The sequence below is a fragment of the Winogradskyella ludwigii genome (assembly GCF_013403985.1).
In the GTDB taxonomy this organism is placed as follows: domain Bacteria; phylum Bacteroidota; class Bacteroidia; order Flavobacteriales; family Flavobacteriaceae; genus Winogradskyella; species Winogradskyella ludwigii.
This window is the reverse complement of record NZ_JABFDF010000001.1, coordinates 13,579-36,970: the sequence shown is the minus strand read 5'-3', so window position 1 is coordinate 36,970 and position 23,392 is coordinate 13,579. Positions and strand designations below refer to the sequence as shown.

General features: G+C 32.7%; 23 protein-coding genes. 13 read left to right on the top strand and 10 right to left on the bottom strand.

Annotation, left to right across the window (positions count from 1 at the left end; translation table 11 throughout):
- Window positions 1-13 precede the first annotated feature (13 nt).
- Both HM981_RS00165 and HM981_RS00160 read right to left on the bottom strand, forming a co-directional pair.
- Entirely contained in the window at window positions 14-2,986 is a 2,973-nt protein-coding gene (locus HM981_RS00165; protein WP_246286076.1) for an amidohydrolase family protein, read from the bottom strand.
- A 171-nt stretch (window positions 2,987-3,157) separates the two neighbouring features.
- Window positions 3,158-4,225 carry a DUF3810 domain-containing protein gene (locus HM981_RS00160; protein WP_179336562.1) on the bottom strand — a complete coding sequence of 356 codons (1,068 nt, stop codon included), beginning with the start codon at window positions 4,223-4,225 and terminating at the stop codon, window positions 3,158-3,160.
- A gap of 121 nt (window positions 4,226-4,346) precedes the next feature.
- Here HM981_RS00160 and HM981_RS00155 point away from each other — a divergent pair, with 121 nt between their 5' ends.
- Complete coding sequence (locus HM981_RS00155) at window positions 4,347-5,810, top strand: aminoacyl-histidine dipeptidase (protein WP_179336561.1); 1,464 nt, start codon at window positions 4,347-4,349, stop codon at window positions 5,808-5,810.
- Between the two features lie 130 nt (window positions 5,811-5,940).
- Here the strand turns inward: HM981_RS00155 and HM981_RS00150 are convergent, their stop codons facing one another.
- Genes HM981_RS00150 through HM981_RS00140 form a run of 3 tightly spaced genes read right to left on the bottom strand, consistent with a single transcriptional unit; the run spans window position 5,941 to window position 8,738 of the window.
- The gene (locus HM981_RS00150) at window positions 5,941-7,158 is read right to left on the bottom strand and encodes a peptidylprolyl isomerase (protein WP_179336560.1); all 1,218 of its coding nucleotides are present in this window, start codon (window positions 7,156-7,158) and stop codon (window positions 5,941-5,943) included.
- On the bottom strand, window positions 7,151-7,684 hold the full coding sequence (gene gldI, locus HM981_RS00145; RefSeq protein ID WP_179336559.1) for a gliding motility-associated peptidyl-prolyl isomerase GldI: 534 nt from the start codon (window positions 7,682-7,684) through the stop codon (window positions 7,151-7,153). The genes HM981_RS00150 and gldI overlap by 8 nt, the downstream gene beginning before the upstream one ends.
- A gap of 34 nt (window positions 7,685-7,718) precedes the next feature.
- A complete protein-coding gene (locus tag HM981_RS00140; RefSeq protein WP_179336558.1) occupies window positions 7,719-8,738 on the bottom strand; it encodes a DHH family phosphoesterase in 1,020 nt (339 codons plus the stop codon).
- Between the two features lie 261 nt (window positions 8,739-8,999).
- Here HM981_RS00140 and HM981_RS00135 point away from each other — a divergent pair, with 261 nt between their 5' ends.
- On the top strand, window positions 9,000-9,419 hold the full coding sequence (locus HM981_RS00135) for a nucleoside-diphosphate kinase (RefSeq protein ID WP_179336557.1): 420 nt from the start codon (window positions 9,000-9,002) through the stop codon (window positions 9,417-9,419).
- 135 nt (window positions 9,420-9,554) lie between these two features.
- On the opposite strand, the gene HM981_RS00130 is transcribed toward HM981_RS00135, so the two are convergent.
- From HM981_RS00130 to HM981_RS00120, 3 genes are read right to left on the bottom strand one after another with little or no spacing between them, the layout of a single operon-like run.
- Window positions 9,555-10,289, bottom strand: coding sequence for an SDR family oxidoreductase (locus HM981_RS00130; protein ID WP_179336556.1), 735 nt, complete (start codon window positions 10,287-10,289; stop codon window positions 9,555-9,557).
- A 6-nt stretch (window positions 10,290-10,295) separates the two neighbouring features.
- Window positions 10,296-11,096, bottom strand: coding sequence for a haloacid dehalogenase type II (locus HM981_RS00125; RefSeq protein WP_179336555.1), 801 nt, complete (start codon window positions 11,094-11,096; stop codon window positions 10,296-10,298).
- 52 nt (window positions 11,097-11,148) lie between these two features.
- On the bottom strand, window positions 11,149-11,778 hold the full coding sequence (locus HM981_RS00120; protein WP_246286074.1) for a TetR/AcrR family transcriptional regulator: 630 nt from the start codon (window positions 11,776-11,778) through the stop codon (window positions 11,149-11,151).
- Window positions 11,779-11,935: 157 nt separating this feature from the next.
- Here HM981_RS00120 and HM981_RS00115 point away from each other — a divergent pair, with 157 nt between their 5' ends.
- Genes HM981_RS00115 through HM981_RS00085 form a run of 7 tightly spaced genes read left to right on the top strand, consistent with a single transcriptional unit; the run spans window position 11,936 to window position 16,150 of the window.
- Complete coding sequence (locus HM981_RS00115; protein ID WP_179336554.1) at window positions 11,936-12,358, top strand: DUF2141 domain-containing protein; 423 nt, start codon at window positions 11,936-11,938, stop codon at window positions 12,356-12,358.
- An 18-nt stretch (window positions 12,359-12,376) separates the two neighbouring features.
- On the top strand, window positions 12,377-13,000 hold the full coding sequence (locus HM981_RS00110) for a tetratricopeptide repeat protein (protein ID WP_179336553.1): 624 nt from the start codon (window positions 12,377-12,379) through the stop codon (window positions 12,998-13,000).
- A gap of 6 nt (window positions 13,001-13,006) precedes the next feature.
- Complete coding sequence (locus tag HM981_RS00105; RefSeq protein ID WP_179336552.1) at window positions 13,007-14,353, top strand: histidine kinase; 1,347 nt, start codon at window positions 13,007-13,009, stop codon at window positions 14,351-14,353.
- Between the two features lie 11 nt (window positions 14,354-14,364).
- The gene (locus HM981_RS00100) at window positions 14,365-14,697 is read left to right on the top strand and encodes a 2TM domain-containing protein (RefSeq protein ID WP_179336551.1); all 333 of its coding nucleotides are present in this window, start codon (window positions 14,365-14,367) and stop codon (window positions 14,695-14,697) included.
- 6 nt (window positions 14,698-14,703) lie between these two features.
- Window positions 14,704-15,042 (top strand): 2TM domain-containing protein, encoded by a 339-nt coding sequence (locus HM981_RS00095; RefSeq protein WP_179336550.1) that lies wholly within the window; start codon window positions 14,704-14,706, stop codon window positions 15,040-15,042.
- Window positions 15,042-15,368 (top strand): 2TM domain-containing protein, encoded by a 327-nt coding sequence (locus tag HM981_RS00090; protein ID WP_179336549.1) that lies wholly within the window; start codon window positions 15,042-15,044, stop codon window positions 15,366-15,368. Before HM981_RS00095 ends, HM981_RS00090 begins: the two co-directional genes overlap by 1 nt.
- Before the next feature lie 26 nt (window positions 15,369-15,394).
- Window positions 15,395-16,150, top strand: a complete 756-nt coding sequence (locus HM981_RS00085) for a LytR/AlgR family response regulator transcription factor (RefSeq protein WP_179336548.1) — start codon at window positions 15,395-15,397, stop codon at window positions 16,148-16,150.
- A 1-nt stretch (window position 16,151) separates the two neighbouring features.
- Here HM981_RS00085 and HM981_RS00080 read toward each other — a convergent pair whose 3' ends face one another.
- Window positions 16,152-17,345, bottom strand: coding sequence for an LETM1-related biofilm-associated protein (locus HM981_RS00080; RefSeq protein ID WP_179336547.1), 1,194 nt, complete (start codon window positions 17,343-17,345; stop codon window positions 16,152-16,154).
- Window positions 17,346-17,490: 145 nt separating this feature from the next.
- Here HM981_RS00080 and HM981_RS00075 point away from each other — a divergent pair, with 145 nt between their 5' ends.
- The 4 genes from HM981_RS00075 (at window position 17,491) to HM981_RS00060 (ending at window position 22,498) form a co-directional block, all read left to right on the top strand.
- On the top strand, window positions 17,491-18,144 hold the full coding sequence (locus HM981_RS00075) for a DUF4331 family protein (RefSeq protein WP_179336546.1): 654 nt from the start codon (window positions 17,491-17,493) through the stop codon (window positions 18,142-18,144).
- Window positions 18,145-18,250: 106 nt separating this feature from the next.
- Entirely contained in the window at window positions 18,251-18,826 is a 576-nt protein-coding gene (locus tag HM981_RS00070) for a DUF4331 family protein (protein WP_179336545.1), read from the top strand.
- 98 nt (window positions 18,827-18,924) lie between these two features.
- Window positions 18,925-20,202, top strand: coding sequence for a tetratricopeptide repeat protein (locus HM981_RS00065; RefSeq protein ID WP_179336544.1), 1,278 nt, complete (start codon window positions 18,925-18,927; stop codon window positions 20,200-20,202).
- Window positions 20,203-20,275: 73 nt separating this feature from the next.
- Complete coding sequence (locus HM981_RS00060) at window positions 20,276-22,498, top strand: TonB-dependent receptor (RefSeq protein ID WP_179336543.1); 2,223 nt, start codon at window positions 20,276-20,278, stop codon at window positions 22,496-22,498.
- Window positions 22,499-22,729: 231 nt separating this feature from the next.
- On the opposite strand, the gene HM981_RS00055 is transcribed toward HM981_RS00060, so the two are convergent.
- Window positions 22,730-23,272: a DUF4377 domain-containing protein gene (locus HM981_RS00055; RefSeq protein WP_179336542.1), complete on the bottom strand. Its 543-nt coding sequence runs from the start codon at window positions 23,270-23,272 to the stop codon at window positions 22,730-22,732.
- Window positions 23,273-23,392: the final 120 nt, after the last annotated feature.

Genomic DNA, 23,392 nt, shown 5'->3' with positions numbered 1-23,392 from the left:
TTTAAAATCCTTTTTAGTTGTGTAAATCCATTGAGTCACAATGTAATGTGTGATTCTCTTTTTTCTTAACCGGTTGTGTTTTTAAGCCTTTATTTTTATCTTGAAGCATCAAATTAATAAGCTCTCCTTTTTCTTTTTTAATAGCTTCCCTCATTTGCTTATCAGTTTCTAAATCAAAATAAGTCACCCCTTCAATAATTGTTTTTTCTGCTTTTGCATAAATTGATAAAGGATGGTCAGACCATAATACCATATCTGCATCTTTACCAACTTTAAGACTTCCAACACGTTGATCTAAATGTAATAGTTTAGCCGGATTTAAAGTCACAAATTTCCAAGCCTCTTCTTCGCTAACTCCACCATATTTTACAGACTTTGCAGCTTCTTGATTTAGACGACGCGACATTTCAGGATCGTCACTGTTAATGGCAACTGTAATTCCTGCGTTGTGCATAATTGCAGCATTGTAAGGAATAGCGTCATTTACTTCATATTTATAAGCCCACCAATCACTAAAAGTAGAACCGCCAACTCCGTGTGCTTTCATTTTATCGGCCACTTTATAACCTTCCAGAATATGCGTGAAGGTGTTAATCTTAAAATCGAATTGCTCTGCAACTTTCATCAACATATTAATTTCACTTTGCACATAAGAATGACATGAAATAAATCGCTCACCATTAAGAATTTCAGCAAGTGTTTCCATTTCGGCATCATATCTATAAGGTTTACCGCTTTTCTTTAATTTATCGTAAGCTTTTGCTCTTGTAAAATAATCGACAAATACCTGTTCAACTCCCATTCTTGATTGTGGGAAACGCGAATTCGTTCTGCTACGCGATTGCTTTACATTTTCCCCTAAAGCGAATTTTATAAATTTAGGAGAATCATCATAAACTAAATCATCTGCAGCTTCTCCCCATTTTAGTTTGATAATTGCAGAACGTCCTCCAATAGGATTTGCCGAGCCATGTAAAATTTGAATTGACGTCACGCCTCCTGCCAAGTTGCGATAGATATCAATAGATTCGTCATCTAAAACATCTTCAATAGTAACTTCTGCTGAAGAATTTTGTCCTCCTTCATTTATAGACGATGCTGCAATGTGCGAATGCTCATCAATAATACCAGCAGTAACATGTTTTCCTGTGGCATCAATAACTGTAGCGTTTTTATTAGAAAGGTTCTTTCCAATTTTTGAGATTTTTCCATCTTTAACTAAAACATCCGTATGTTCTAGAATACCTTCTTTTTCATTAGTCCAAACGGTGGCATTTTTGAATAATAAAGTTTCCGATTTTGGTTTCTCTGTAAATCCGTATGCTAAATTTGGATATGTAATAGGACTCATTAAAGGAGTGTCTGTATCATCGTCAGCTTTCTTTTTGTCTCCTTTTTTACCAGAATCTTCGGTTTTAGATTTATTCGCATAGAATGCTATTTCATTCCCGTTCGGTAATATTGCTTTTCCGTTTAATGAATTATTTCCCGACGCATTAGCAACGATTCTTATATATTCTTTTTTAGTACTATCAGCGGTTTTAAAAGTAAGGTTCATCCAATCGTCTTTATAACTCAATTTTGAGCCTAACGTTTTGTCATTACTTTCTAGTTTAGCTTTTGGTTTACTTGTACTTTCTGAAATAGACAATTTAAAGTCCGTATTATCAAGTTTAAAATTATAATCACCATCAATATTTTTTGTATTCATATTAGCAATGACGTTTGGAGACCCTTGAACCCAATTTTCGTAGAGTTTGGTTTTCTTTTCAAAAATATCACCATCTGTAATTAAGAAATTGGCATAGCTTCCAGCTTTTAGGGTTCCTAAAATATCAGATTTACCTAATAAAGAAGCAGGAATTGTGGTTAAGGCTTCTAAAGCTTTTTGTTTTGAAAGTCCCATTTCAATAGCCTTTAATAAATTAGAAGAAAAGGTTTTGTTAGATTTTAAACCATGCGTTGTTAAGGCAAATTTAATTCCGTTTTCTGCTAATAGTCTTGGGTTATGTGGTTGCTGATTCCAAGAGCGCATATCACTTAAAGAGATTGTACTTGCCAAGAATGGATCATCAACATCATAAGCCAATTGAAAATCTATTGGTAAAATTATAGTTGCATTAGTACTTTTTATTTCAGGGATACGTTCATATTCATCACCACCACCAACAATAGTGTATTGTATGTTAAAAGCATCTCCAACTTTATCTGCGCGCATTAAATTGACTCTACTGCCAGCTTCAAAAATTTGAAGTAAGTTTTTATTTTTGTTTAGCGCTTCAAGTGATAAATCTTTAGTATCAATGTTTCCTGCTTCATACCAGCTGGCATCATTATACATTTGACGCAATAAGGCCATACTTCCCATTATAGAGGACGGATAACGTTGTTGCGAGGTTACACTTTTACTAAATGATAAATGCTGTGTGGTTTCGCCATCTACAACACGCATAGAATTATCGGCATTATTATTCAGCGCAATTAAAGCACCTGTACCACGAACAACACCATCTGGCATGTGTGTATTAACAACTCCAAATCCTAGTTTATGTAATTCTGAAGCCGATTTTTTATCATATTCAAAAGTAGCCATTACATCTTGTTCTGGCATAATATGATCGTTCCAGTAATAACCACTTCGACTCGCACCATATTGTGGACCATTGCCACCACGTTTTGGTTTTTTTACACCAAAGGTTGTGTACATATCAATAAAAGATGGGTAAATAGTTTTTCCTGAAAGATTAATTTTTGTGGTATTCTTCGGGATATTTACCGATTTTCCAACGCTAACAACTTTACCATCCTTTATAAGGAGTGTGGCATTGTCTATTATTTCGGTTGGAGAAACATGAATTGTGGCATTTGTAAATGCGGTGTAATTCGAATTATTTGAGACCACGCCAGAATTACTAGGAAAGTAGTCTTGTGCGAAAAGCGAAAAACTGCACATGAGAATGAGCAGCCGTAAATGTGTTTTTATCATAAAATGGTTGGTTGAATTAACGATCTAAATATAGGAATTAAAGCTTGAAAGGGCTTTTAAATTCAATATTTTAACGTTTTAAAGGACGATAGATGTCGTCTTAAGCACCATTTATAAGAAACTGTTTTTTATCAATATTTCACCTTAGATTAAACAGATATTTAAGATATGCTATAGGTTTTTGTCTGTGTAATAGTTAACCAAAAGTGCCACCACATAGCTGTAGCTCTGCATACCCGAAGATTGATTATTTGCTTTTAAGAAATTGTCAAAGGTTACTTCAAAGATAGGTTCGATTGGATTTTCGTATGCGTTCCAGAAATCTTTTACCTCTTGATAATTTTTTAAGATACCTTTATTTATAGTAGGTAGCAATTTCTCGTATAATTCAGGATCTCTTTTATAAACTTCGGCTAAACAATAACGCAATGCAAACGTGTAGCCTGAATATTTAAAATACGTATCATCATTATGAATAGCAGCTAAGCTTCCTATAAAATTGGCTTCATTTTCTGCTGCGTAACCTAGTTGGTGAGCAGCTTCGTGACAAGAGGTTGTTGGAAACTTATAAGTTGAAATTAAGCCGTTAACCTGAGCTTCATTGGTAAATGGGTTTAGATAACCAGAAAATCCCATATAAGTTAAAGGCAAACTATAAATTGATTTTTTAATGCTTTTTGGATGGTATTCAAGATGAGGATAAATTTCTGAAAGTGTTTGGTAACCGTCTTTTACTTTATTGAAAATTTCAGCTTTACTATAAGGCAATTCAACTTTGACAGTATCGTTTTTTGTAAGTTGAAATTGTAAGTCATTCGATTTTAAAATTAAACGTTTAGTGAATGAAACGAGTTCCTCACTGGTATAATCGGCTTTAAGGTTTAAGGATTTATATAAGGGTTGTCTGTAATAGTTAAAAGCCCAAAGCATATGAAATGCGAAATATACAATAGATAAAGTGGCACCAATATCTAGAAACCAATTCTTCGTGTCTTTAATGATGCGTTTCCGATTTATAATTAACCATCTTATCAAATAAATTCCGGCTAGTGTGTATAAAATATCTCCAACCGAAAAAGGAATCCAACCAAAAATATAGCGACTAAGTTTAGACAAGAAAACATAAAGTCCATTGCTGTAAAATTGCTCAACAAATTCCGGATAATGCTTCAATTGAGATAAGAAAAGCAATTGAATTCCGAAGAAAATAACAAGAATAAGTTTTACGTTTTTTCGCATGTATCAAAAATAGGGAAAAGATTGAATTTCCTAATTACTTTGTAGTAGAGAAACAAGTTGACAATGCTAATAAAGAGATAATCGTATTTTGTACCTTTGCAATTCAATATAATCAAGACATATGAGTTCAGAAATAAGAGCCTTAGAGCCAAAACAACTTTGGAATAAATTTGCAGATTTAAATGCTGTGCCACGACCTTCTAAAAAAGAAGAACGTGTGATTCAATTCATGAAAGATTTCGGAAACAATTTAGGTTTAGAAACCATAGAAGACGAAGTTGGAAATGTAATTATCCGCAAGCCTGCCACAAAAGGTATGGAAGATAGAAAAGCCATTGTGATGCAATCGCATTTAGATATGGTACATCAAAAAAATAATGACACTGTTTTTGATTTTGATGAACAAGGTATAGAAATGCATGTTGTTGGTGATTGGGTAAAAGCAAAAGGAACAACTCTTGGAGCGGATAATGGTTTAGGCGTTGCCACTATTATGGCAATTTTAGAAAGCGATACTATTGCACATCCTTCATTGGAAGCCTTATTTACTATTGACGAAGAAACAGGAATGACAGGTGCTCAAGGTTTAAAAGGTGGTTTACTTAAGGGTGAGATTCTTTTAAATTTAGATACCGAAGAAGATGATGAAATTGGAGTAGGTTGTGCAGGAGGAATTGATGTAACTGCGACACGTGATTACAATGAAGAAGAAACTCCTGAGTTTAAATTAGGGTATAAAATCACCGTAAAAGGTTTACAAGGTGGCCATTCTGGAATGCAAATTCACGAAGGTCTAGGAAATGCCAACAAATTAATGAACCGTTTATTATTTGATGGCTTTGAAAACTTCGGTCTACGTATTTCTGAAATTGATGGTGGAAGTTTACGTAATGCAATTCCAAGAGAAAGTAATGCAACCGTTGCAATCGATGCTGTTCATGAAGATGCTTTTGAATCTGAAATGAAAGACTTTGCAGACATGCTAAAAGTAGAGTTTAAAACGATGGAACCAGATTTAGAAATTGTGGTTTCTAAAATAGAGACTCCAGAAAAAATAATGGATTTAGGTGTGCAAGAAGGTCTAACTAGAGCTTTGTATGCTGCTTGGAATGGTGTTTATAGAATGAGTCCAGATATTGAAGGTTTAGTAGAAACGTCTAACAATATCGCTAGAGTTATTGTAAAAGATGGACATATTAAAATTGGTTGTTTAACGCGTAGTTCTGTAGAGAGTACAAAGTTAGATTTAGCCAATACATTGCGCGCTGTTTTTGAACTTACAGGTTGTGAAGTAGAATTGTCTGGAGATTATCCTGGATGGGCTCCTAACATGGATTCTGATATCTTAAAAGTACTAGTACCAATTTACGAACGTTTAAATAATGGAGAAAAACCACATGTTGCAGCTTGCCATGCAGGATTAGAATGTGGTATTTTAGGAACTAACTATCCTGATATGGATATGATTAGTTTTGGTCCTAATATTAAAGGAGCACACTCACCAGATGAACGTGCTCAAATATCTTCTGCACAGAAGTATTGGAAGTTTGTACTTGAGATATTAGAAAATATTCCTAAAGCTTAAAATGCATAAAAAAGACCTGTCAGGTTTTTAAAACTTGACAGGTCTAAATATCTAAATATATTAAAACAAAAAGCAGCTAATCAAGAAATTTTGATTAGCTGCTTTTTTATGTCTTGTATTAAGAAACGTATTATTTAATACTTACCAATTCCACATCAAAAACAAGGTTAGCACTTGCAGGAATAACAGGAGGATTTCCTCTTTCTCCATAACCTAAATAGTACGGAATAAAGACTCTTGCTTTATCCCCAATTTTCATGTTTAACATTGCTTCTCTGAAACCTGCAATTAAACCAGCGGTTTCGTTGTAAGGCATATCAAAAGGAACGTAGCGTCCTGCTTGGTCTTGTCTTTCGTCATATTTTCCATTTTTCTGAGCAACGTCTTTTTGTGTTGTCCAAAATAAATCTCCATTTTCTAAATAACCAGCACAATCAATATTAACACGGTCTGTTGCTTTTGGAGTAACACCTTTACTTTCGTGTGTAAAGATCATTGCCATTCCTGTTGGAGATTCAATTTTACGTCCTTTTAATTCGGCATTCCTATTTAAGAAATCATTTTTTGCTTCTTCAGCTTTCGCTTTAGCAGCTTTTTTAGCTTCTTCGGCTTTAACAGCAGCTTCTGCTTTTGCCGCTGCAACACGTTCTTTTATTTTTGGTAATTCTTCAGTGAATACTTTAGGAGCATCGAACTTTTTTGCAGCTGAACCTTTTCTTATGATGCTAATTTTCTTAATAACAACATCTTCAAGTGGTTTATTGGATCTTGGTTGAACTTTTACATTAGATATAGTATCTAATATTGCAAGTCCTTTTACTAATTCACCAAAAACAGCATGACAAGCTACTCTAGGATTGCTACAATCTTTTATCATGCCTTCTGCATCATAACCATCTAACCATGGAGTTGCTTTTTCTGTGATAAAAAATTGGCTTCCATTAGAATTAACGCCAGAATTGGCCATTGAAAGCATTCCTGGTTTATCATGTTTTAATTCTTCAATAATTTCATCTTCAAACTTATACCCAGGATCACCAGTTCCAGTTCCTGTTGGATCACCTCCTTGTATCATGAAATTGTTCATTACACGATGAAAGGTTAAATCGTCATAAAAAGGTTTTCCTTTAAATTCTTCTTCTACCAAAGGGTGAGTACCTTCCGCTAAAGCAACAAAATTTGCTACAGTAACAGGTGCTTTTTCAAAAAACAGTTTTGCAACCATGGTGTCTTTAGAAGTTACAATTTCGGCATAAAGCCCATCTTCTAAATCAGAATAACGTGCCTGGCAAGATATATTTGCCAATACTAATAGTACAACTAATGCTGTAAGTGCTTTTTTAATCATTTTTTTGAATTATAGTGTTTAAAGTTACGTCGCAAATTAAGGGAACATTGGTTCCTATTTTATCTTCATCTCCATAATAACCAAATGCTTTTTGTGATGGAAATATGAAAGTTACGGATTCGGTAGGTTTTAAAAGTTTTAAGCCTTCTCGTAAACCTGTGAACAATTCTTCTTTGTCCATAACGTAGGTTTTAGTTGTGTTTGAGTAAATTTCGTCACCTTCAAGATTAGAAACATCAAAGGTGAAATTTATAACATCACCAAATTGAGGCTGTATAGTATCGCTTTCGATTTTAGTAGAGTAATAATACCAAAAACCACTTTCTGAAGCGATATAGTTGTTTGCAGGATTACTTTTTATAATGTCTTGAATTTGTCCTCTTTCAAGTTCATTCAGTTTTTTGTTACGTTCTGCAGAGGCTTTTAAAAAAGAACCAGACTGCACAGATTCTGGTCGTCGTGCTTCGGGAGTTTTACAACTAAAACACAACAATAATACTGCAGCGAGTATAAATAGGTTTTTCATGTTTAAATATTTAATTTGAAGCCAATTTTGGGGCTTACTGGATCAAATCTTGTTTATATTGTGGTAATATACTAATAAAATTGGTTATTGTTGTTTGCATATCATCATCACTACGTCCTCCAGCAGCATTGGTATGGCCACCTCCATGAAAATGGGCTCTCGAGAATTCGTTTACTGAAAACTCACCTTTACTACGTAATGAAATTTTTATAATTTGATCCTGTTTACTTTCTATAAAAATCGCAGCAAAAATAATATTATTTAAGGATAATGCATAATTTACAAAACCTTCAGTATCTCCTTTTTTAAAGTTGAATTCATCCAATTCCGCTTGAGAAAGCGACATATATGCGGTTCTTGATTCTGGAATGACCTTGAGGTTTTGCATAGCTCTACCTAATAATTGCAAACGACTATAACTATTAGTATCATATATATTATTATGAATTTGAGAGTTGTTAGCTCCTTTCTCAATCAAATTTCCAATAACATAGTGCGTTCTACTCGTTGTCGCTGGAAATCTGAAAGAACCTGTGTCTGTCATAATACCAACATATAAGCAAGTTGCAATAGTAGAATTGATTTTTTCTACATCACTAAGCATTTCAATAAAATTATAAACCATTTCACAGGTTGAAGACATCTTTACATCAGAATACATGTATTTGGCATAATCATCTGGTTGTTGGTGATGGTCTATCATCAGTTTTGTTGCAGAAGAGGCTTCTAAGACTTCAGCCATTGGTTGTCCTGCTCTATGAAATGCATTAAAATCTAAAGTAAAAATAAGATCTGCTTTTTCAATTAGTGTATTACAGTCTTTTTGTTGTGTTTCAAACTTTAAAACGGTTTCATCTCCTGGTAACCATTTTAAAAAATCAGGATAATCATTAGGCGCAATAACGGTTACATTATGATTGTATAATTTTAAATAATGATACAATCCTAAAGTAGAACCCATAGCATCTCCATCTGGGTTTCTATGCGGAACAATAACAATGTTCTTTGGTTTTGATAATAATGCTTTTACTTCTGATATTTCTGCTGTATTCATAGGTGGCGAAGATACGTTTTTTTACATTTTATGATAAAGAATTGTCAATTTGAAATGCTAAAAATTTGTAATTTTTCTGTTATAATGACTTAAAACGTATTTGATTTAAAATTTGGTAATTGTTTATCATTGATTTTAGAAGCCAAATTCCTTTTGTAATACGGTCTTCAAAGGCTATATAGTAGATGCTAAATTAATGATTAACAGCTCTTGATTAATTAAAGAAATGTATTACTTTTGCAGCTCATTTAAAAAAAATACATGGCAACTAACAGAACATTTACAATGTTAAAGCCTGATGCTGTTGAAAAAGGACACATTGGCGCAATATTAGAAAAAATTACTGCTTCAGGTTTTAGAATCGTAGCAATGAAATTGACACAAATGACTACAGCAGATGCTGAAGAATTTTATGCAATACACAACGAACGTCCATTTTTTGGAGAGTTAGTTGAATATATGACACGTGGTCCTATCGTTGCAGCTATCTTAGAAAAAGATAACGCAGTAGAGGATTTTAGAACATTGATTGGTGCTACTAATCCTGCTGATGCAGCAGAAGGTACTATCCGTAAATTATATGCAGCTTCTATTGGAGAAAATGCAGCTCACGGAAGTGATAGCGATGAAAATGCAGCTATTGAAGGTGCTTTCCATTTTGCAGGTAGAGATATGTTTTAGTCAAAACATTATATCATATTAAAAAGACCATCTTTCTAAAAAGATGGTCTTTTTTTATAACATAAAATACTAAGTGGTATTGTAAACGGGATGTTTTTAAAGTTCCTCTAAAAATCCTTTTTGATTAATCGTCTGTTACACCAATGCACCATTGGCGCCAATAACTTGTCCAGAAATCCATTTAGAATCATCGCTAGCCATGAATAAAACAACTCTGGCAATATCTATAGGTTCAGCAAGTCTATTAAATGCATTCATTGCACTCATTTTATCAATGATTTCTTGTGATTTTCCGTTTAAGAATAATTCTGTTGCTGTGGCACCTGGAGCGATAGCATTAACCGAAATACCTCTTCCAACTTCCTTAGAAAAAACTCTTGTAATTTGTTCTACAGCTGCTTTTGTCGCTGAGTATAATGCATATTTTGGAAACATCAGTTTTGCTGTACTCGATGAGAAGTTTATAATGATGCCATTGTCAGCTAGTTTTTGGTCTGCCTCTTGAAGCGTGTTAAAAATACCTCTAACGTTTACATCAAAGAGTTTAGTAAATTCCTCTTGGGTATTATCTTTTAGAAATTTATTATACATAATGCCAGCATTATTTATTAAAACATCGACTTTACCATAGGTTTCAATGGTTGTATCGAAAAGATTGGTTACTTGATCTTTCTGACTCACATCTGCTTTAATTGCTAATGCTTTGCCACCATTATCAATGATGTCTTTTACGGTTTGGTTGGCTTCATCTTCGCTATTTGAATGGTTAACTATTACGGTAGCTCCATTTTTAGCTAACAGTAAGGCGACTTCTTTACCGATGCCTCTAGAGGCACCTGTTACAATGACGACTTTATTTTTTAGTTTCATAATATGTTATTTTAAAGCGATTAAATTTTTAGCGACAAGGTCTAAATTTTGTTCGTTAATTTCTGGTTTTGGAGAAAGCGGATATAATTGTGCTCCTGGTCTGCTAATAAAAGCACCTCTCCAACCAGCCCAAAGTGCACCTGCAATATCCCATCCATGTGCCGCGACCAACAAACATTCAGAAGGTTTTATTTTCATTTTTCTTGCTGCCCAATCGTAAGCATCTGCATCAGGTTTAAATTTCCCCATATCTTCAATACTAAGGCGTTCTTCAAAATAGTCTAGTAATCCTGAGTTTTCAAACTGTGTTTTTACTCCTTTATTAGATGAGTTTGTAAAAGAAACAAGTTTGTAACCAGCATCTTTTAAACTTTGTAAAGAGGCCTTTACTTCAGGATGCGCAGGTAAAGAACGAATAGGACCCAAAATAGCGTCTTTAGCTTGTTGTTCAGTTATAGTAATGCCATTGTTTGCACCTACCATTTGCAGCGCTGCAGCACCTATTATCCCAAAGTCATTATATTGTCTACCTACTGTAGTTACTAATGAATATTGCAGCATAGTTGTAAACCATAGAGGTAATAATTCACTTCTTCCTCCAAGCATGTCACCTACACTTTTTTTCATAACCGTTAAGTCTAATAACGTTTCATTAACGTCAAAAAATATAACTTTTGGTCGTGTATTTATAATCGGACTTTCTTGTGTTTCGTTTTTCGTAGCAGCAAATCCAAATTGAGGTATTGTAGCTCCTGCAATTCCGAGTAATGCCGTGTTTTTAATAAAATTTCTTCTGTTGTTTTTCATGAATTATTATAATTAAAACATTCTTTGCGGTATGTTTTTTGGTTAAAAAAAATTAAACTTTTAATTGATGTAAGTATAGTGATAGCCCTTTGATGTATTGATCTAAAATATAATCGTCATTATATAGTTTTCTAAGGCCTCTAATGCCTTCAAACGCACTAATGAGATAGATCGCAATGGCTTCACCTGATACGTCTTTTTTTATAATATTCTCGTCTTGACCTCTTTTTATGAGAAGAACCAATGCTGATTTCCACTTTTCTACAATATGTTTTAAAGCCAATTGATAGCTGGCCTCATAATTTCCTATTTCATTGATTAAATTATTCATAGGACAACCATGTTGCTTGTCATAAAACGGGAACGACTTTAGTCTATTCAGAAATGTACTTTCTAAAATTTCCATAGCATTACCTTGTTGCTTTAATGGTAAAATCATACCATCATAAACACGTTTTTGAACTTTTAATTCTATAACTTCTATACCAAGTTGCTGTTTACTTTTATAATGGTGATAAAATGCTCCTTTTGTCATTTTTGCAGCTTTCATCACGTCATTAATACTTGTAGATTTAAATCCATGTTCATAAAACAACGTAAAGGCTTCATTTACAATGTGCTGTTTTGTGAGTTGTGATTTTAATTCTTGCTGCATATCGTAAAGATATATAAAAAAGTACATGTGGTATGTTTTTTAACGTATTACTAACAAGCTCTAAGTTGGTGGTTTTAGATTTTTTTAAAAGTTACAATTGGTCATTAAAAAGTTACAATTCAGTAATTCCAATTTTAAAAAACAGAACTTGTATCCGATATTTGAATCAAACAAAACATAAACCATGAATTCACTTGTAAAAATCATCATTATTTTTCTTATTAGTATTATAAGCTTTCACATAGAAGCTCAAGAAAAATTCAACGTCACTATAAAGGTTGAAGAAGCAAATAGCAATAATGGAAAAATGTTTATTGCACTTTATAATTCTGAAGTGGGTTTTTTAAAGAAATCTTATAAAAGCACAATCAGTGAAATTGAAAACAAGGCATCTGTAATAACTTTTGAAGCTATTCCTAAAGGCACTTATGCAGTTTCAATTTTTCATGATGAAAATGATAACGGAAAAATGGATACTAATTTTATGCATATTCCCAAAGAAGATTATGGCTGTTCAAATGATGCTACAGGTTTTATGGGACCACCAAAATGGGATGATGCTAAGTTTGAGTTAAAAGAGAATAAGACGATTAAAATAACACTATAAAATATAAAATTTAGACCTATGAAAAATCTATTCATCGTTGCCATACTAATAATTACAGGACTTACTGAGGCACAAACAAATTTTGAAAAGGGCATGAACAAAGCCTTTGAATTATGGCAATCAGATAAAACAGACGAAGCCGAGAATATGTTTGAACGTATTGCTAAGGCAGAGCCAAAAGAATGGTTACCAAACTATTATATTGCTCAAATTAACAGTTTAAAAAGCTGGAGTGAAAAGGATGCAACTGTACTGAAAGCACAATTAGATAAAGCACAACAACATTTAGATAGCGCTATGCTGAAAAATGAAAACAATGCTGAATTACTAGTAATGCAAGCACAAGTGTTAACCAATTGGGTCGCTTATGATGGTATGACGTACGGTATGAAATATGGTGCAAAAATAGCAGAACTCTATGAAAAAGCATCTGTGCTAGATCCAACAAATCCAAGAGTTGCTTTTGGAAAAGCAGAATGGGCAATGGGAAGTGCAAAATATTTTGGAAAGGACGTAGCTCCTTATTGTAAAGAGATAGAAGCATCATTAGAACTTTTTGATACCTTTAAGCCAGAGAGTCAATTACATCCAAATTGGGGAAAAGAACGTGCACAAACTGTTGCTAAAGATTGTAAAGCCTAATAAATTATGAAATCGTCATTTAAGAGAATTATTATCACCTTCATTATAGGAACAGTAGTTTTTGTAATAGGCCATTTGTTTTTCGATGGTTTTAATTTTAAATCTGTAAATGACTTTTTAATAGATTTTGGCTTCTATCAATTATATGCTTTTGTTTTAGGTTATTCTAACATGGAGTTTTTCTACTATATGGAAAAGAGAACCTGGAAAAATGGTGAGACCATAAAACGAATTGTGATAGGAATTGTAGTTGCAACAATTATAACACTTATAGGAATATTCGTTTTAAGAACATTTACTGCTCTAGTTTTATATCATATAGATTTTGAATCTTTTTTGAATAATGAATCTTGGAACGGCTATTCTTTTGGGCTTTGGATTACATTGAGCATCATTACTGTTTTTCATATTATATACTTTTATAACCGTTATCAAAAGAATAAAATAAAAGAGCAAAAAGTAATTGCAGGTACAGCAAGTGCAAAGTTCGATGCATTAAAGAATCAATTAGATCCTCATTTTTTATTTAATAGCTTAAATGTATTAACGAGTTTAATTGAAGAAAATCCTAAAAACGCTCAAAAATTCACAACCTCATTATCTAAAGTCTATCGTTATGTTTTAGAGCAGAAGAGTAAGGAATTAGTGACTGTAGATGAAGAGCTGAATTTTGCTAGAACATACATGTCGCTTTTAAAAATGCGTTTTGAAGATAGCATTATTTTCGAAATTCCAGATAAGGCATCAAACCCAGAAAGTAAAGTAGTGCCATTATCCTTGCAGTTACTGTTAGAAAATGCAGTAAAACATAATATGGTAACGAGTAGCAAACCTTTGCATATTAAAATTTATCAAAAACAAGGCATGCTCATTGTCGAAAATAACCTTCAACTAAAACAAATTGTAAAAAAGAGTACAGGTGTTGGATTAGAGAATATAAAACAACGTTACAAATTATTATCAAACAAAACCGTATCAATCAATCAATCAACAAGCAGTTTTTCGGTAGCAATACCAATGCTTACAAAACAAGTATCAATTATGAGAACCATAGAACCTAAAACACAATTTGACGACAGATATGTTAGAGCACGTAAACGTGTTGAAGAGATGAAAGAATTTTATTATAGTTTAATTTCTTACTGCATTGTGATACCATTTTTAATTTTTATTTGGTTTCGTTATACACCACATACCATCCAATGGTTTTGGTTTCCAATGCTAGGTTGGGGAATGAGCTTAGCATTTCAGGCCTATAAAATTTATGTAAATGATGGTGTTTTAGGTAATGGATGGGAAAAACGTAAAATTGAAAAGTTTATGCGTGAAGAGGAAGAGCAACGTTGGAATTAATTTTTAATAGCATGGAAAAATTTACAGAAGCACATAGGTATCAAAGAATAAAAGATAAAGTAGATAATCTTAGAGCGTTTTATATACATTTCATTGGTTATTTTATATTTAATACAACCATTACGACTATTAAGATCATCGATGATTTAGATGAAGGAAAAACATTACAGGAAGCTTTATTTGACTTTGGAACAATAGCGCTTTGGCTAATCTGGGGAGTAGGAATAGCATTTCATGCATTTTCAGTGTATGGGTTTGATTACTTCTTAGGCAAAAACTGGGAAAGCAAAAAGCTCCAAGAATGTATGGAAGTGGAAGAACGTTTTTTAAATCAGAAAGTATAAAATATCATGAAAAATAATATAGAACCCTTCGAGAATAGTAATGCTCAAAGCGCTTGGGGAAAAGAAGAAGCCTATTTAAGAGCTAAAAAAAGAGTAAAAGCAATTGTTGGATTTTACTGGCATTTAGCTTCTTATGTGATTGTCAATGTATTCCTAATCATTTTGATAACTTCGAGCGGTGTTAAGTTTTTTAGCTTCGGAACATTCTCAACCGCATTTTTTTGGGGAATAGGACTAGCTTTTCATTTTGTGGGAGTTTTTGGACCTCGTTTTTTCTTAGGAGACAACTGGGAAGAACGCAAGATTAAAGAGCTAATGGATAAAGACAATAAACACTGGGAATAATGAACAACACAAATGATTTTTTGCAAAAAGAGCGTTATAAATTTGCAGCAAAAAGAGTAAAACAACTCAAAGGATTTTATACGCATTTAACCATTTATATTATTGTTAATCTCATCTTTGTTTTTATCAATATTGAAAATTTAAGTGATGGCGAAAGCTATTTTCAATGGCGTAATTTTATCACATTTTCATTCTGGGGAATTGGTGTATTAGCACATGCAGGTTCTGTGTTTCTTCCAGGTTTACTATTTGGAAAAAATTGGGAAGAACGCAAGATTAAAGCGTTTATGGAGCAAGAGTCTAAAGAAGTCAATCGTTACGAATAAGTGTCAATCTACCAAAATAAATAGCAATGAATGTAATTATAATAGAAGACGAAAAACCATCTGCAAGACGTTTACAACGTATGTTAAAAGTTTTAGACATTGATGCAGAAACAATGTTGCATTCTGTTGAAGAATCTATTGAATGGTTTCAAAATAACGAGCATCCTGATTTAATTTTTTTAGATATTCAGTTAAGTGATGGGTTGTCTTTTGAGATCTTTGAAGCTATTGAGATTAAATCGGCTGTAATCTTTACAACTGCATATGATGAATATGCATTGCAAGCCTTCAAATTAAATAGTATAGATTATTTATTAAAGCCAATTGACGATGACGATTTAAAAATTGCTGTCGAAAAATATAAAGGAAGATTGCCGCAACAACAATCCGTAACCTTAGATTTTAATGATATTAAAAACCTTCTGGTTAACCCAATAGAGCGCGAGTACAAAAAACGATTTTCGGTAAAGGTTGGTCAGCATTTAAAATTGATAAATATTGAAGACATAGAATGTATTTATAGTGAAAACAAAGGCACATATGCTTATACTAATGAAGGTCGGAATTACCTATTAGATGTAACTTTAGATCAGTTAGAAGCCGATTTAGAGCCCGATGTCTTCTTCAGAATTAGTAGAAAGTTCTATGTAAATATTAATGCCATAAAAGATATGGTAAGCTATACCAACTCAAGACTTCGCATAAAATTAAACCGTTTTAACGAACAAGATATTATTGTCGCAAGAGAGCGTGTAAAAGATTTTAAGAACTGGTTAGAATAAACTAGTCCAATTTCTTTTTGTCTTCTGTAATTCTATTATCATCAAAAGCAGATGGTAATAATTTAGGAATAAACTTCACAAACAATGGCAAAAGCAGCATACCACCAGGTAGCATAAAAATTGCTAGACTTGGAATAGACTTAAAAATATCTAATAATTGCGTTTGAATTTTCTTTTGTTCTTCGTCAGTAAGGTTTCGCGTTGTAGATTGTGCCAAAAGTGTCATGGCTTCTTTACTTTCAGATAGTTCTTTAATTAAGCGTTTACTATTACGTGTAATAAGCTTAGAAACAACTTTGCTACTATTATCATAAAAACTTTGCGCTAAGTTTTTAGAACTTAAAAAGGCAACATCTTCTTTGTGCTCATCATAAAAAAGATTGATGTCATTTACAGATCTAACAATGACGGTATTATCAACGTTTAAATCTGTTTTTAATTGATTTAAAAAGTTTTGTTCTTCGCGATCAATAATCTTGTCGGTCCATGACGCCATACAGACCAAATCGATAACATATAGTTTTTCTAACGGTTCATTTATTATAGCAATAGCATCACTATAAGTTAGAAGTTTAGCATTTTTATGTCTTATAGAACCTTCAAACAGCTTAATAAGATTCTCATCATATTCAGATTTTTCACTTTTATTTTCTATAACCGAGAATACAATGGTTTCTAAAGCCGATTCCAAGTTTTTAACATAGTCTTTAATATCTGTTTCGTCTTTTAAAAAACGTTGATATCCTAAAACATCAACAAATAAAAGGGCATTAATTAAAAAATAATTAAAACTTTTTGAAATAAAATTATCATCAATATGTATGCGTTTATGAATGATTTTTTCGAGTAAACCATCAGGTGATTTATCGCTAAATAGGTCTTCAAAAAACGAACGTTTTTGGTCGCTAATAGACTTGTAATATCTAATAAGACTCTCTGTAAACTCCTCGTTTGTTTTTGTTTCTTCTTTATTATAAATAAAATAGTAGGTAAGCAGTAAATTGGTCTTGCAACGTTCCTCTTCACTAAGATCAAAGGGTTTAACAATATTAAGGACTACTTTAATATTACTACCATATATAAACCCAACATGCTTTAAGTTATTATAAAACACATCAGTCTCAGTTTGAGAATACATGGTTTCAGAAACTTGATTTAGCAATTTTTTTATCCAGCCACTAGCTGATGGATTCATAGCATCTTAATTTGAAGGCTCAAAGTTAATTTTTTCTGCTTATAAATCATGAATTTATTTCATTAACAAAATTTTAACAAAACCACCTCTTAGATTTTTTCGTAGGTAGAACAGAGACAACAAAAATCAATAAATCTCAAAAATTATGAAAAAAACAAAAATTTTAATTGCAACAGCAGTATTAGGTATTGCAACATTCGTTGCTATTGCAGCAGATCACATCGATGCTCCTGCCGTACAAGGTGGAACAAGTGATATCACAGACTTTTATGCCTTTAGAGGCGAAACAGAATCAAATTTAGTACTCGTTGCTAATGTTCAAGGGCTTTTATTACCTGGAGACACTGGTGCTGCTTCATTTGATGAGCGTGTATTATTAGAATTCAATATTGATACCGATGGTGATAATGTAGAAGACCTAGTGATCCAAGCAACACCAAGAGATGGGAAAATGTATTTCTTTGGACCAACGGCTCCTGCACAAACAGGTTTAAATAGTACAATTGTAACAACAACTGCAAATGCAGCTTCAGTAGATATTACAGCTTATGGAGAAACTGCAATGGTAGAAGAGTTTGCAGGTATGAAATTCTTTGCAGGACCAAGAGATGATCCTTTCTTTTTCGATTTTAACAAATACACAGAGATTATTGCTGGAGATGCTTCAGGATTTGATAGTCCTGGCGACGATACTTTTGCAGGTTCTAACGTATTATCTGTAGTTGTTGAGGTTCCTAAATCTATGATTGGTGGTAGTGGTACTATTAATACTTGGGTAGAATCTAAAAGAAAACAATAATTTAAAACTAGTGGTCATTGTGACACCTTAAGATTTAAGTTGAAAATAATTTAATCAACACCTAAAGGTTACTAATGGTATTAATTAATAATAAAAATTTAAAAACATGAAATTCAATAATATAAAACTTTTTGCAGTTGCAATTTTAGCGTCTATGACAGCTATGAACTGTAGTAATGACGACGATAACACAACAGGATCTACAGATATAAGTTTCACAGGAACTTACGCTCAGGAAGACCAAATGGGTAGACCAGCAATTAATACTGTTTTTGTAAACGACGGTATGAAAGATGCTTTTAATACCACAATACCTTCAGATATGGGAGCTGCATTTCAAAGCGCATTTCAAACAAAATTAGAAACGTTGAGTCCAGCATATGATCCTGCTTCTCCAGATGACGCAAATGCCTTAGGTTTTACAGCGGCACAATTTACAGGAGTATTAGCTACAGATGTATTGACGGTATCTTTAGATGCACCAACAACATTTTTTGATGGTACAAATATCTTAACAGGTAGAAATTTAACTGACGATGTTATTGATGTAGAATTGATCTTAATATTTGGTGGTGAAGAAGGATTAACTAACCCAGAATTTCCAGGATTAGTTAGTGATAACGTATCCTCTAATGATAAAGCATTTTTGACGTCTTTCCCTTACTTAGCGTCTCCTTGGTAAGCGATTGATTTAGTATTCTAAAATGAGGTCGAAAGATCTCATTTTAGATTATTATCAATTACCAAAACACATTAATACAAACTCAAAAACAACTTATTATGCGTATTAAAAACATACTTCCCATTGTTGTAATACTAACATTGCTTAGTTGTAATTCTGAAAAGGTTACTAATAAAGCAGATTACAATCAATACCTCTCTACTAAAATTAATACTACTGAACTTTTAGAAAATGTAAATTTCTGGACCAATAGAATAGAAAATAGTTCTAGTTCTTATTCTTATTTAATAAGTCGTGCTAATGCTTATACTAAAGTATTTAACACCACTGGAAACATTGATTATTTAATAAATGCTGAAAAAGATCTTATTGAAGCAAATAAAATAGTGAAAGATAAAGACGCAGGTCTATTAAAAAACTTAGCATCAAATTATATTTCACAACACCGTTTTAAAGAAGCTCTAGTCTTACTTAATAAAGCAGAAGCTAACGGTTCAAAACTTAACGGAACTAAAAAAATGCTTTTCGATGTGCATTTAGAATTAGGAAATTACATCTATGCAGAAGCCTATTTAAAGGATTTGAAAAACACAACGAGTTTCGATTATCTTATTCGTTTAGCGAAACTAGAAGACCACAAAGGTAATCTTGATGGCGCTATAGAAAACATGGAAAAAGCAATGGCAATTGCAGAAGAATCTAACTTAACAGGTATGAAACTTTGGTCTTATACCAATATTGCAGATTTTTATGGTCATGCAGGCGAGATAGAAAAATCATATAGCTATTATCTGAAATCTTTAGAATTAGATCCTGATAATGCCTATGCCAAAAAAGGAATTGCTTGGATTGTGTATTCTTACGAGAAAAACCCAAAGGAAGCTTTAACTATTTTAAACCATGTAACATCGTATCATAATACTCCGGATTACGATTTATTGAAAGCAGAAATTGCAGAATTCAATAAAGATTCTGATTTAAAATTACAATCCTTAGAAAACTATCAAACTTCAGTTAAAAATGTGCTGTATGGAGATATGTATAACAAGTATAATGTAATGGTTTTTTCAGACGATTTACTATTGCCAGAACGTGCATTAGAAATCGCCATGAAAGAAGTTGAAAACAGACCAACACCACAATCTTATGATTTATTAGCTTGGAGCTACTATAAACTTGGTAACATTAATAAAGCCAACGAAATTATTGAGAATTTTGTAGATGGAAAAACATTTGAACCCTCAGTACTTTACCATGTTGCTGAAATTTATAAAGCAGTTGGAAAAACAAAAGAAGTTAAACATTTAAAATCCGAACTTACTGCTAGTCTTTACGAACTAGGACCTACCATGGTGGATAAGATTTATCAACTGTAATATGTGTAAAATATAGCAGAATAATTATGTTTGCTACTCTGTAAATTATCCAACTAATTTTAAATTTTTCAAAATGAAACAAATCAGCATATTAACTCTTTTTTTAAGTTGTTTTGCCTTAACAGCTTATAGTCAAAATATAAAAGGGCGCATAATTAATGAATTAAAACAGCCTCTAGAAGGTGCTTATATATATAACCAAAATACAGAAAGTCACGCTCACACATTAGAAAATGGTGTATTTGTAATTATGAATACAGAAGTAGGCGACTCTTTAAGAATTGGTTTACTAGGCTATAAAACCCAATTTATAAGGTTAGAGTCTACTGAAAATCTAAGTATTACTCTTGAAGAAAAAGCTTTTCAGTTAGATGAAATGGTTATTACGGAAGAATTAAATACAGTAAGTACAATTTCACGATTAGATTTAAATCTAACACCAGTAAATTCTTCACAAGAAGTCTTAAGAAAAGTACCTGGTTTATTTATAGGTCAGCATGCAGGTGGAGGTAAAGCAGAACAAATATTTCTTCGTGGATTTGATATCGATCATGGTACTGATATTGCACTTTCAGTAGACGGTATGCCTGTTAATATGGTGTCTCATGCACATGGTCAAGGCTATAGTGATTTACATTTTGTAATTCCAGAAACGGTTAATAAAATTGATTTTGGTAAAGGTGGTTATTACGCGCAAGAAGGAGACTTTAACACCGCTGGTTACGTTAACTTTAAAACTAAAGACTATTTAAAAGAAAGTGAAATTTCATTTTCTGCAGGTCAGTTTAATAGTTTGAGAACGGTTGGTTTATTCAATTTGTTAGAGAATACTAAGAATCAAAATGCTTACGTAGCTATGGAATATATTGCTACAGATGGTCCTTATGATTCTCCTCAGAATTTTAATCGCTTAAACCTTTTTGCAAAATATGTGATGTTTTCACCTGAAAATGATAAGCTAACTTTAACAGCGTCACATTTTACGAGCCGTTGGGATGCATCAGGGCAAATTCCGCAACGTGAAGTAGATAACGGGAATATTTCAAGATTTGGAGCTATAGATGATACTGAGGGAGGAGAAACAGAACGTACCAATTTGAATGTTACCTTCGATAAATATATAGATGACCATACGCAATTAAGTACCAATGCCTTTTATTCGCATTATGCGTTTCAATTGTATTCAAATTTCACGTTCTTTTTGGAAGATCCAATTAATGGAGATCAAATTTTTCAAAAAGAAGACAGACAAATTTTTGGAGCTAACACAGCGATTACTCATACCAAATATTTAGGTGATACAGAATTAACGCTGACTTCTGGTTTAGGATTAAGACATGATATTGCTGATGATGTAGAATTATCTAGAACATTAAATAGAAGTACAACGTTAGAGAATATTCAGTTAGGAGATGTAAATCAAACTAATATTGATGCGTTTGTTAAGGCTGAATTTGATTTCGGAAAATTTAAAATTGCACCAGCATTGCGCTTAGATTATTTCAAGTTTATGTACAACGATGCTTTACAGTCAAATTATCAAACGTTATCAGAGACTAAAACTATTGTAAGTCCTAAGTTAAATTTTTATTACAACGCACAAGATAATTTACAATTGTATTTAAAATCAGGATTAGGATTTCATTCCAACGATACTAGAGTCGTAGTTGCCAATGGAGGTGAAGATATTTTACCACGTTCTTACGGAGCAGATTTAGGTTCGGTATGGAAACCATTTCCAAAACTAGTAGTCAACTCAGCACTTTGGTATTTATTTTTAGAGCAAGAGTTTGTATATGTTGGAGATGCCGGAATTGTTGAGCCAAGCGGGAAAACAAGACGTTACGGATTAGATTTAGGATTGCGTTACCAATTGAATGATTGGTTGTTCTTAGATTCTGATGCTACAATAACCAATGCCAGAAGTATAGACGAGCCAGATGGACAAGATTACATTCCTTTGGCACCAGACTTTACGTTAACAGGTGGTTTATCTGTAGATGATCTTAATGGTTTTTCAGGAGGATTACGTTTTAGATATTTAGATGATAGAGCGGCAAATGAAGATAATTCTATTGTTGCAGAAGGGTATATGGTTACCGATTTCAATGTGAATTATAAATTAAAAAATATAACACTTGGTTTAGCTATTGAGAACTTGTTTGATGTAGAATGGAATGAAACCCAATTTGCAACAGAATCTAGATTACAAAACGAAGCACAATCTGTAGAAGAAATACATTTTACTCCAGGTACACCATTCTTTTTAAAAGGAACGATAAGCTATAGATTTTAAGACCAGTTTTTAACAGAAATGGTATAAGAACTTTCAGCGCTTAAGCTGTGGGGAAGCAGATTAAGTTGAGTTGATTGGTTGCTAGCAAGAAAGATTAATCTCTAAGGGAGGTTAATTAAATCATGAGTTTTCATGGTGTTTTTGAGTTTTTTTGTTGGTAAAGGCACCTGCTCGAAAGAGTAGGTGTTTTTTTGCTTTTAATTAAATATGAATAAAGATTAGGTTTTAAGTCTATTCAAGTTCAATCAACTGTATGCTATCATTATCAAGATGTTTAAAAGTACCAACGATTATATCTTGATTCTCTAATAATAAATCTAGCGTATCACATAAGGTATTGCAGTCTATATCAATTTGATTCAGTAATTGGTAACCAGAATCTGTAGTAATAAAAACGTTGTCGTTTAGTTTTAAATTTAGTTCAAATTCAGTTTCAGCTGGCACGTCTTGTACTGATATAACCTCTAAGAGTGTGTTTTTAAATGAGCCGTCATCAGCAGCTGGATTGCCAAATTGATCAACCCTCACAGAAAGATCATAAATATGTCCAGGAACATAATTAAAACCTTCAATAGTAGCGTAGAAGTTGTTCCAACTATTTGTTCCAATGTTATCATCATATTGCACAAGCAAAGTTAAAACGGGTTCTAAAGCAATAGCTGTATTTTGATAATGATTAATGCGCATGGTAGTTATTTCAGAAAACGTTACATCATCGTTAGAACAAGCGCATAAAATACCAATGGCCATTAAAAGTAGAAGGTGTTTTTTCATAATAATTTATTTTTTAAGTAGATACAAGAATTATCAAATGGTTGCGTCAAAATCGGAGCGTGTTTTATATATCGTCTAAAACTAAATAAATAATTTTATGCGTCTTAAGGTGATGGGTTT